Origin of the sequence: Sporolactobacillus putidus, assembly GCF_014647035.1 — a bacterium.
Lineage (GTDB): Bacteria > Bacillota > Bacilli > Bacillales > Sporolactobacillaceae > Sporolactobacillus > Sporolactobacillus putidus.
In genome coordinates, this window is sequence record NZ_BMOK01000011.1 from 25,135 (window position 1) to 38,681 (window position 13,547).

The 13,547-nt window shown below is 39.2% G+C and carries 1 protein-coding gene and 1 CRISPR repeat array (1 of these 2 running past the window's edge); the gene reads left to right on the forward strand.

Annotation, left to right across the window (positions count from 1 at the left end):
- Positions 1 to 285 precede the first annotated feature (285 nt).
- Entirely contained in the window at positions 286 to 1,710 is a 1,425-nt protein-coding gene (locus IEX81_RS12130) for a C69 family dipeptidase (protein ID WP_188803689.1), read from the forward strand.
- 256 nt (positions 1,711 to 1,966) lie between these two features.
- Positions 1,967 to 13,547: direct repeats of the CRISPR family, unit length 29 nt; unit sequence ATTTCAATACATCCATGTTCTAGTTAAAC (it continues 6,464 nt past the right edge of the window).

Here is a 13,547-nt window from a genome sequence, read left to right on the forward strand (position 1 = left end):
AAATTGGTTTTTTTACAGGAAGCCGCTGTCTGGAAGCTGGCGCTGAGCAGGATGTCCTGCCCCGTCTTCGGATCGAATTTTACTGTAGCCGCGTATGGATTGCTTTTGCCGTTCAGCTGTACGATTCTATGCTAAAATGATAAGCGATCGAGTTCATTTGCTTTTAATTAAAATGATCCAATCATAATTGATGAGCGTTAACCAACAATCATACTTCATTTGTGAAGCAGGCTCATGATTTCAACTTTGATTCCGCAAAATTCTAATGAATAAGAGGGGTTCGTTATGCAAGAGAAAACACACGGAGCGTGCACGACCGTATTGGTCGGTAAAAAGGCAACACTGGACGGTTCAACCATGATCGCCCGCAACGGAGACAGTTATGAAGTGATTGTACCGAAGCGACTCACCGTTCACCCGCATGAGATTTTGGATCAGGAGGAGCGCTACGACTCACCCGGCAATCATTTTCAAATCACACTGCCGAAGGAGCGATTCCGCTACACGACGATTCCGGACGGTGAGGACCGTTTCGAGACGTATCCGGATGCCGGCATCAATGAAAAAAATGTGGCGATGAGTGCAACAGAGAGCGTCTATGGCAATCCGCGCGTGCTGGGCTACGACCCGCTTATCAAAAATGGAATTGCTGAAGACTGCATGGTCAGTGTTGTTCTGCCTTATATCAATTCAGCCAGGGACGGCGTCGCAAGGCTCGGAAAGATCGTCGAAACCTATGGCGCCGCCGAATCAAACGGTATCTTATTCGCGGATAAAGACGAAGTCTGGTATATGGAAATCGCGACCGGCCACCAGTGGGCGGCTCAGCGTATCCCAGACGATTCCTACGCCGTGGTCGCCAACCAGATGGCGATTCAGGAAATAGATCCGGATGATAAGGGTAACTTCATGACATCCTCAGGCCTGACTGATTTTATTGAAAAGCATCATCTGAATACCGGCTCTGATAGGATCAATTTCAGAAACACTTTCGGCACGCAGACCGTCTTCGACCATCACTATAACACTCCGCGAGTCTGGTATGGGCAAAAATATTTAAACCCCGAGGTCGAACAGGACCCGATGTCCGACAACCTGCCGTTTCTTCGCAAAGCCAATCGGAAAATCGGTGTGGAAGATATCGCCTATATTCTGAGCTCCCATTATCAGGAAACGCCCTTTGATCCGCTCGGAACCGGCAGTGAAGCGGATAAAACAGCATTCCGCGCCATCTCGCTCAACCGGACACAGGACTCGCACATCCTGCAGATCAGGCCGGATGTCCCGGATGATATCGCAGGAATCCAGTGGGTTCAGCTTGCAGGCACGTTCAGCCCATATGTCCCCTTCTATACAAACATTACATCCGTTCCTGAAGCCTATGCAGCGGCACCTCAGAAACTCTGCCTGACATCGGCTTATTGGCTGTACAAAACAATACCTGTCATCGTGGAACCGCATTACAACGCCTTCCTGAAACAGGTACAGGATTACAAAGACCATCTGCACAGCCAGTTCCTGGGCAATCTCGCCAAAGCGGACGCGGACGCCCAAAAAGCGGATAAAGAACAAATTTCCGGCATTCTGACCGAAGCCGGCAACCAGAACGCGGAACTTGCCCTCAGCCAAACACGCAAATTGCTGCAGAAATTAACGACAGACGCCATGTCGATGTCAAAGCTGACGTTTAATATGGATAAAAATTTGTGATCCAGCCATAGAGACGGCGCCCCCGATACTTTTATCCTAAGCACACCGGGAATATGTAAAAAATGAGGCTGTCTCATAAGCTGATTGCTCAACTGTGATAGGCTCCCCTTGGATTGACAGATAAAATCATAAAATCTGCTCATCTAAAGGGGAGTTTTTATGTCCACAAGAATCATCGATTCATGCGAAGAAAAAACGGTACAGATCATAAGTTGATTTCTCGACTATGAGGCAATCTCTCTCCTTATTTTCTTGAATTTCAATACATCCATGTTCTAGTTAAACGGTGAGTAAGTATCTTTTGCAGACGGCTATTATCGGTATTTCAATACATCCATGTTCTAGTTAAACACGTCATGCCAACAATTCCAGTACCCGACTTTCCTTATTTCAATACATCCATGTTCTAGTTAAACTTTGTGGCATATTTAGATGGTGCACAAGTTAATACATTTCAATACATCCATGTTCTAGTTAAACGTTGCCTATCTGCTTAATGTCGGAGTACCGTTTGTCACATTTCAATATATCCATGTTCTAGTTAAACGAAGATGCCAAACGCCGGATCAATGCGCTTGTTGCATTTCAATACATCCATGTTCTAGTTAAACTGATTTTTTAAGTGGACGATGGTTTCCATCGCTTGAATTTCAATACATCCATGTTCTAGTTAAACTCAGTCGGCGGCAGCACTCGCCTTACGGAAAGGGTATTTCAATACATCCATGTTCTAGTTAAACCGATACAAAATGCCAGCATTCCGGTCACGGGAACCGATTTCAATACATCCATGTTCTAGTTAAACTCGACTACAGCGACAAAAATAGCAACATCATCCATATTTCAATACATCCATGTTCTAGTTAAACGGTCGCCAGCCCTCGCATAATTTGGCGATTATGCGATTTCAATACATCCATGTTCTAGTTAAACCTGTGCTTCGGACGCCAACCGACACCACTCTTGATATTTCAATACATCCATGTTCTAGTTAAACTTACCTGCAGCCGAAACTGTACTACGAAAAAACGGATTTCAATACATCCATGTTCTAGTTAAACAAGGGATTCATTAAAGAAACTCAGTGGACCTTAAAATTTCAATACATCCATGTTCTAGTTAAACAAAATACGGATGGGAAGCGATCGATCCGGATGACATATTTCAATACATCCATGTTCTAGTTAAACTACCATACATATACCCCTCCTGAATGATTACTGACTATTTCAATACATCCATGTTCTAGTTAAACTCATTTCTGACTGCTGCTTCTCACCAAACAGATCATATTTCAATACATCCATGTTCTAGTTAAACGATATCGGCTGGGGGACAATTAAGCGTCTTTGCCAGATTTCAATACATCCATGTTCTAGTTAAACGTTCTGACACCTTTTTCTTGTGATACTGTTTGCATTATTTCAATACATCCATGTTCTAGTTAAACCAATGAGTTCCTGGGCGAAGATGATATACACATCTTATTTCAATACATCCATGTTCTAGTTAAACGATGTTTGATGATTTAGTTAAGAGAGGCTATTGCGTATTTCAATACATCCATGTTCTAGTTAAACGATTGGTGTTGTATTTATTTGTGGTGTTTTTGAAAAATTTCAATACATCCATGTTCTAGTTAAACGGATAAGAGAATCCGAAACCGTAGAATTATCAGAATTTCAATACATCCATGTTCTAGTTAAACTTTCCTGCCCCAAGTTCAAGTTTAACGAGTGAACCCATTTCAATACATCCATGTTCTAGTTAAACGAAAGATCGCGGCCAGGAAAACGCCCAGCCGGCCCGATTTCAATACATCCATGTTCTAGTTAAACAAGTAAGGAGCAGGTCAAATTTGGCGGTGTCATCTAATTTCAATACATCCATGTTCTAGTTAAACCGTGTCACCAGTGGCACGTATCCTTCAATGGACCACATTTCAATACATCCATGTTCTAGTTAAACATGGATCTGATTAATCAGCTGCGCGGCCGATTGCCTCAATTTCAATACATCCATGTTCTAGTTAAACGCAATGGAAAATTTGAAAGGAGCTGAGAACAGAATTTCAATACATCCATGTTCTAGTTAAACTATAAGTAGTAATTAATGTATAATTTTGGGTATAAAATTTCAATACATCCATGTTCTAGTTAAACAAGCCGCCTGGTTTCATCCGACACAGAACAGTTATTTATTTCAATACATCCATGTTCTAGTTAAACGCGTCTGCGTCCCATAATTGTTATTGATGTTTGTCGAATTTCAATACATCCATGTTCTAGTTAAACCAAAACGTTCACGGCGGGCAATTATACGCTAAACAATTTCAATACATCCATGTTCTAGTTAAACTGTTTGTCCGGGAACTGTCGCGGCTCGATATCTTGATTTCAATACATCCATGTTCTAGTTAAACGGGACTGATTATTCTTAAACGCAAAGTACAGACCGAATTTCAATACATCCATGTTCTAGTTAAACTCGCACGTTGGCTCAAGGTGGTGCGTGGGTGATGATATTTCAATACATCCATGTTCTAGTTAAACCGGAAAGGTTCGATGGGGCGTGAGAACAAACAAGGAATTTCAATACATCCATGTTCTAGTTAAACCTATTCCGTTTAATTTCAAATCCGCCCATTTTTTCTATTTCAATACATCCATGTTCTAGTTAAACGTTATCCGTATCGATGATTAGGACTTTCCCTTTTTGATTTCAATACATCCATGTTCTAGTTAAACCTTTCGTTATCTGTGATTTCATCGTATCATATATTATTTCAATACATCCATGTTCTAGTTAAACGATGCCAAACGAGAATCATCAACAAATGTCTTTGGAATTTCAATACATCCATGTTCTAGTTAAACTTAATCGGCCTGCTCGGCTTTGCAGCGATCATATTATTTCAATACATCCATGTTCTAGTTAAACCCGTTTAGGCGTCCTTCGCCGAGAGTTCTCATCTTATTTCAATACATCCATGTTCTAGTTAAACGGATATCTGTCAAGTTTAACCTACGTTACGGTTGTATTTCAATACATCCATGTTCTAGTTAAACAAAAAAAATCAAAAGTGCTACGGGAATCAGCATTCAATTTCAATACATCCATGTTCTAGTTAAACGACAGGCTTTCATATAAATATGCCGCTTACTGACTGTATTTCAATACATCCATGTTCTAGTTAAACCAAGTGTCACGGCATTATAGGTAGGATCTTTAAAAAATTTCAATACATCCATGTTCTAGTTAAACACAAGATATGCGGAAGGAAGAATGCAACCTCGATGAATTTCAATACATCCATGTTCTAGTTAAACCCGTTTAGGCGTCCTTCGCCGAGAGTTCTCATCTTATTTCAATACATCCATGTTCTAGTTAAACGGATATCTGTCAAGTTTAACCTACGTTACGGTTGTATTTCAATACATCCATGTTCTAGTTAAACTTGCCTAAAAAGGGGTGATTGCATTGGCATATTCAAATTTCAATACATCCATGTTCTAGTTAAACAATCATGGGCTGATTACATTGGCACCTGGTCAAAAATTTCAATACATCCATGTTCTAGTTAAACAATTGCAAGTTCTTACGGCAGTACTCTCCCTGTTTGATTTCAATACATCCATGTTCTAGTTAAACTAGATTTCGTGTGACACTGTTTTTGCTTGATACACAATTTCAATACATCCATGTTCTAGTTAAACTGCCGTAAAGCCCCCGAAGCGCGGTCGCGATCCCAAATTTCAATACATCCATGTTCTAGTTAAACTCAAATAAACTGGGCTGCTGAGCATGTAAATGACGAATTTCAATACATCCATGTTCTAGTTAAACATCGCCCGACTTCATCGTGGTTGAGCTGGGAACCAAATTTCAATACATCCATGTTCTAGTTAAACCGAGTTGAGTCGGGTAAAGCTGATCATGATCTTATAATTTCAATACATCCATGTTCTAGTTAAACAACTGATCAAGGCCCTGTCGCTTGGCATTTTTTCGTCATTTCAATACATCCATGTTCTAGTTAAACAGGCGAAGCGTCAGCGTCTTAAAGCCGCGACGTGTTTATTTCAATACATCCATGTTCTAGTTAAACAACGTTGTCGGGTCCATCAGACTCATACCGATGATATTTCAATACATCCATGTTCTAGTTAAACGGAAGTCATACTGGATTATATTGACAAGCACTATCAATTTCAATACATCCATGTTCTAGTTAAACGCCGTGAGAAGCGCATGACTCCGGTGTGCATGGTCGAATTTCAATACATCCATGTTCTAGTTAAACAAGCTGAGGCCAAGTCAAAAGGGTCTTCACTTAAATTTCAATACATCCATGTTCTAGTTAAACCGGCAATGGTTTTGTTCTCTTCTGAACCTACGCTGAATTTCAATACATCCATGTTCTAGTTAAACACGATCTAGTTCCAAGTTGACATAGAGGACTTTTCCCATTTCAATACATCCATGTTCTAGTTAAACGAACACTGGTCTTAAAGTTCGCACTCGCCACATCACTATTTCAATACATCCATGTTCTAGTTAAACTCGAGACGGAATGATACGCCTTGCCGTCTTTGCTAAATTTCAATACATCCATGTTCTAGTTAAACCAGAGTTAAACGATTCAGGGAACGCCAGAAACTAAAATTTCAATACATCCATGTTCTAGTTAAACGGTGAATGGATTGGATGTGAAGTGTGAGCTGTTTAAATTTCAATACATCCATGTTCTAGTTAAACCAACTTTCTCGATACGAAACTGATAAGGCTAACCCATTTCAATACATCCATGTTCTAGTTAAACGACCAATTGACTGATAAAACGCAAGTGGGGTTAAAAATTTCAATACATCCATGTTCTAGTTAAACTGGAACGTCCAACCCGACTGTATTTCTGCTGATTGGATTTCAATACATCCATGTTCTAGTTAAACTCGGAGAAACGTCATCACGCCACTGAAACGGATGTATTTCAATACATCCATGTTCTAGTTAAACCAAAAAACATTATGTGTCAAATAATGAAATTAATAGATTTCAATACATCCATGTTCTAGTTAAACTTAAGGATTATCCGGATGAAGAGCGATATTAAAAATATTTCAATACATCCATGTTCTAGTTAAACAAAAAGGACTCTTTTTTGGGAATATCCGTTTTTATTAATTTCAATACATCCATGTTCTAGTTAAACGATTCAGCTGCTTAAAGATGTGGATGCCGGCCTTTAATTTCAATACATCCATGTTCTAGTTAAACGACCAGGTCCCCGGTGATGTGATCGAAACAATCACATTTCAATACATCCATGTTCTAGTTAAACAGGGCCGTCCTTCCAGAAGCACTGCATATAGATGGTGATTTCAATACATCCATGTTCTAGTTAAACTCTTACACCCCAGCACATCTGCCACAGAAGGGAATGTATTTCAATACATCCATGTTCTAGTTAAACAAGTCACCCATACCGGACCGTGTATCGAGGATGACGAATTTCAATACATCCATGTTCTAGTTAAACAAGTTATCAAGCAATACGACCACTCGCTAGACGCTCATTTCAATACATCCATGTTCTAGTTAAACTGAGTAATAAAGATAACGTCATAACCGAATTTACGAATTTCAATACATCCATGTTCTAGTTAAACAAGACTCCTAATTTGTCGATCGACCATCCGAGCATCTATTTCAATACATCCATGTTCTAGTTAAACCGAAGCAGAATGATTTGCTTCAGCAGCAATTGAATAATTTCAATACATCCATGTTCTAGTTAAACTCGTCAAAACAGACCTCCCCATTCCCTTTTTCCTCCATTTCAATACATCCATGTTCTAGTTAAACGGTGGGAAGCCAAGGCCGTTGCAGGTGGCAAAAATTAAATTTCAATACATCCATGTTCTAGTTAAACTCCATGCTTGGATTTATTGCCAGAACCGGAGCCGTATTTCAATACATCCATGTTCTAGTTAAACACGCGCCCACTTCGTGCCCATCTGCCACTTATAATAATTTCAATACATCCATGTTCTAGTTAAACTTGCACAGTTAATTGATTCATGTGTGAAAAAAACAATTTCAATACATCCATGTTCTAGTTAAACGGGTACTTTTGGATCGGCAATTACATGCGCCTCATCAAATTTCAATACATCCATGTTCTAGTTAAACCAGGCACAACGACCGGAACAGTAAGCGACCCGGTCAAATTTCAATACATCCATGTTCTAGTTAAACCGATCACCGGGCAACCGATGTGAGGTGACTGACCGAATTTCAATACATCCATGTTCTAGTTAAACTCTTTTCCAGCCACTGCACGCCATCAAGCAGCTCCTCAATTTCAATACATCCATGTTCTAGTTAAACGACTGGCAAGCTTCACAAAAATTTGCTTCGAGACATATTTCAATACATCCATGTTCTAGTTAAACGGTCCGGCAGCTCCCCGATCTTAGACTGATAAACTTATTTCAATACATCCATGTTCTAGTTAAACCAAGGGAAATAAAAAATACATTGAATACCTTATTTCATTTCAATACATCCATGTTCTAGTTAAACCCACAACCTCAGCCACTTTGTTGTCCGGATCGAAGCTGATTTCAATACATCCATGTTCTAGTTAAACGGAACTCGGTACTACACAGGACACGCCGTGTGTGATGATTTCAATACATCCATGTTCTAGTTAAACTAATAAGCACGCAGATAATATGTCCAAAGTGGCCGAATTTCAATACATCCATGTTCTAGTTAAACGCGGACGCCTGCAGCTAGGCGATTTCAACATGATCACATTTCAATACATCCATGTTCTAGTTAAACGAGATGGATATATAAAGACAATGAATTTCTGACTGTATTTCAATACATCCATGTTCTAGTTAAACGCAAAAAAACGAACAGAAGATCGAGAAAATTTATAAATTTCAATACATCCATGTTCTAGTTAAACATTAACAATTTTCAAGATCAGTGTACTTTTCACTTTTATTTCAATACATCCATGTTCTAGTTAAACTAAGAAAAAAAAGAAGAAAGGTTCAGAAATATACAAATTTCAATACATCCATGTTCTAGTTAAACACGGCACCGTACAAACGGTTAGCAATGCCGGAACCAATTTCAATACATCCATGTTCTAGTTAAACGGTCCTGCTACTTCAGCGTATTGCAGGGTATGAACAATTTCAATACATCCATGTTCTAGTTAAACACACGCCGATCGAGGGCCCGGTTGAACTTAAACTATATTTCAATACATCCATGTTCTAGTTAAACTGATGACCTCAGTCGCTGTTCTGACGGCCTGACCGTATTTCAATACATCCATGTTCTAGTTAAACAGTGGGCAGTGGACAGATCACAGTCACGAATGTTGAATTTCAATACATCCATGTTCTAGTTAAACACAATATGATCCCAAGAATAAGGCCGCCTGCAGAATTTCAATACATCCATGTTCTAGTTAAACATACTTCCGAGGCGTTTTATCTTAATGAGGGATACGAATTTCAATACATCCATGTTCTAGTTAAACGTATTTGCAGCGGCATTGGCCGCTGCCTGAGCATTATTTCAATACATCCATGTTCTAGTTAAACGCTCTGGGATCATTGTTAAAAGGTGCTTGGGACCTCAATTTCAATACATCCATGTTCTAGTTAAACGGCCGGGAAGAATATGCAAGACGATGCCCGGAACATATTTCAATACATCCATGTTCTAGTTAAACAAAAAAGCTATTGTCCTGATGTTCAATGCTGCCCGATTTCAATACATCCATGTTCTAGTTAAACATAGCAGATGAACAAGACGAGCGACGTCTGAAGCTATTTCAATACATCCATGTTCTAGTTAAACTAACAGCCAACGGCAGTATTCAGGATATCAACCTTAATTTCAATACATCCATGTTCTAGTTAAACCGACTTCTGCTTGTGCTTCGGGGTCGCTGACATCAAATTTCAATACATCCATGTTCTAGTTAAACAATTTTCTCAGCATTTTTAAATGCCTTCTCTACCGCATTTCAATACATCCATGTTCTAGTTAAACCGAGATCAGTACTTATAATTCCGCTGAGTGCTCCAAATTTCAATACATCCATGTTCTAGTTAAACGGCACATCAAACCCGACTGTATTTCTGCTGATTGGATTTCAATACATCCATGTTCTAGTTAAACGTCTTGTTTTTTACCCGGCCCGTCGCGGCATAGAACTATTTCAATACATCCATGTTCTAGTTAAACAAGTGCTGGTGAAGAGCCAAGTCCGGAAGAACCGGTATTTCAATACATCCATGTTCTAGTTAAACACGCCGTAGACCTTTATAACTGGAACGGGATACTACATATTTCAATACATCCATGTTCTAGTTAAACAATGGCCGCGATCCAATCTTTTAACTGGTCATCTTATTTCAATACATCCATGTTCTAGTTAAACGATGAAAAAGCTATGAGAAAGGAGGAATGCCGTCTTGAATTTCAATACATCCATGTTCTAGTTAAACCGGGATAAATGCCTGAAAAAATTATCTGGAATATGCAATTTCAATACATCCATGTTCTAGTTAAACTCATCCCGATTGACGATTCGATCGTAAGTATCCTGAATTTCAATACATCCATGTTCTAGTTAAACCCACGCAAGACTTATGACCTCAACAACGAAATTGAATTTCAATACATCCATGTTCTAGTTAAACAAAAATAACTGGCGGCCAACGGCCGTCTTTTCATTATTTCAATACATCCATGTTCTAGTTAAACTGCATCATTGGCTGAATATCCAGCAGTAGGAAACTGATTTCAATACATCCATGTTCTAGTTAAACCTGGCGCCGGGGGAGTTTGGTAATCCGTTCAATAAGATTTCAATACATCCATGTTCTAGTTAAACCTTTTATTTCGCTTTCTCTTTTTCTTTTTCGATTCCAATTTCAATACATCCATGTTCTAGTTAAACATTCATCAGCCGGTGTGTGTTCCGCCATGCTTGCGCATTTCAATACATCCATGTTCTAGTTAAACCGATCGATTCAAACGAGAAGCGGCACGGATGGGCGCATTTCAATACATCCATGTTCTAGTTAAACACAATGTTGCTTCGGCTACAAAACTTGCTATAGCTATTTCAATACATCCATGTTCTAGTTAAACCTCAGTTCACCACGGCAAACGGGATGTATTTTATGCATTTCAATACATCCATGTTCTAGTTAAACTCAGCACTTGCACTTTCTGAACAGCGCAGTGAAATGAATTTCAATACATCCATGTTCTAGTTAAACGCGACAACAGAAACATTGCACCCTTTTTTTATTTTATTTCAATACATCCATGTTCTAGTTAAACGGCGTCCTGCCCTTTCAGACCGTTTTGTGCAAAAACGGATTTCAATACATCCATGTTCTAGTTAAACGCGCCAGCTGGCAAGTTGACGGCCGGTCAGGTAAATTTCAATACATCCATGTTCTAGTTAAACACCTCCACCAACAGCCATGGTAGCCACACCCATCGAATTTCAATACATCCATGTTCTAGTTAAACGTCTTAATAGCTGGATCATCTTCCCGGGGCAGCGTCATTTCAATACATCCATGTTCTAGTTAAACAGAGAGATGAAAAAACCCTACTATCCCCCACTCGTATTTCAATACATCCATGTTCTAGTTAAACCGGTTAAAAAAATTAAAAACCTTATCTCTTTTTTATCATTTCAATACATCCATGTTCTAGTTAAACGTACGGCACCCATCAAAGATTCAGGATTTGTTAAGGGATTTCAATACATCCATGTTCTAGTTAAACCCACTCAGGATATTGGTGTGTCCTGGTCTAGCCCAATTTCAATACATCCATGTTCTAGTTAAACCAATGCGGTGTCCCAACTGTGGTGTCCAGCTAAATGGATTTCAATACATCCATGTTCTAGTTAAACGAGATGAAGATCGCTCGTTTAGTTCGCGAGGAACTATTTCAATACATCCATGTTCTAGTTAAACGAATTCAACGATTTCGTCAATTGGGGTACCTGCTTCATTTCAATACATCCATGTTCTAGTTAAACAAAAAGATTCATGTCATTTAGTAACTTAATTGTACCTATTTCAATACATCCATGTTCTAGTTAAACGGCCCTGGTCCGACAAATGTTAAGGTGTGCTCCGCATTTCAATACATCCATGTTCTAGTTAAACTGCACCGGCACTGGCGGATCGGCTAACTGAAATCATATTTCAATACATCCATGTTCTAGTTAAACCCGGCTTAATTCTCGGTCATTCATGATCTGTCCTCTGATTTCAATACATCCATGTTCTAGTTAAACGAAGAAAACGAAAACCTTCATATGTCAATATAATTATTTCAATACATCCATGTTCTAGTTAAACCGCGTTTCAGAAAAGCACTGGTCATCACCGGGCTCAATTTCAATACATCCATGTTCTAGTTAAACGCCGTTTGACCGGGCCTTCTGTGTCCACCTAGTCGATTTCAATACATCCATGTTCTAGTTAAACAGGTCTGAAAATGGATCATCTCCCTTATTGGGGTAATTTCAATACATCCATGTTCTAGTTAAACTGAATGGGCGAACAAGCAGCAGCCGGACAAGCCACAATTTCAATACATCCATGTTCTAGTTAAACGGATTAGAATCGATCATCCAGCTGATCTTCATTTATTTCAATACATCCATGTTCTAGTTAAACCTGATGGCCGTACAGAAGGAACTCGATACCGTTGAAAATTTCAATACATCCATGTTCTAGTTAAACGTTGTACGTCGTCTCGCACACTTCTTTCAGCCCGCCATATTTCAATACATCCATGTTCTAGTTAAACTTAAGCTATGCCAATTCTTGATTACTCAGAATATAATTTCAATACATCCATGTTCTAGTTAAACGGGTGCCCGCCCGGCATTGTCCCTTTTGCATATGCAATTTCAATACATCCATGTTCTAGTTAAACTTTTCTTCTGCCATCGTGTATCGCTCCAATCATTCAATTTCAATACATCCATGTTCTAGTTAAACCCTTTAGACTTTCTGATAATCCTTAAATTTTCATATTTCAATACATCCATGTTCTAGTTAAACTCGGAGCAAATACGATCACTCAACAGGCTCAACCTGTATTTCAATACATCCATGTTCTAGTTAAACCAAGGAAGCCGATGGACAGCTCCCGCTTCCCATTTTATTTCAATACATCCATGTTCTAGTTAAACTTACGGAGATAGAATAGAATTTCGACCGCTAGACCTATTTCAATACATCCATGTTCTAGTTAAACAATAGCCATTGAACACGAATACGAGAACGCCATATTATTTCAATACATCCATGTTCTAGTTAAACGTTCTAAGAGAAAACATGAATCGTTTGAACAAGCTAATTTCAATACATCCATGTTCTAGTTAAACGTGCTAAGCAGACGGCTCACCGAGTAGTCGGAGAGCAATTTCAATACATCCATGTTCTAGTTAAACGGCATGCTGGCAACGGGCATCGGCGGATCTATAACCGGATTTCAATACATCCATGTTCTAGTTAAACCGTCTATCCGGAAGAGATGAGCTGCAAGATTCATGATTTCAATACATCCATGTTCTAGTTAAACCTACGTGAGGAAATCATATTCGGTGTAAGCAACGAATTTCAATACATCCATGTTCTAGTTAAACTCTCAGGCCTGGAAAGATTTCGATTATCAGTTTAAAATTTCAATACATCCATGTTCTAGTTAAACAGGCTTTCGAGCATATTGACCTGGTTCAGTACATGTGATTTCAATACATC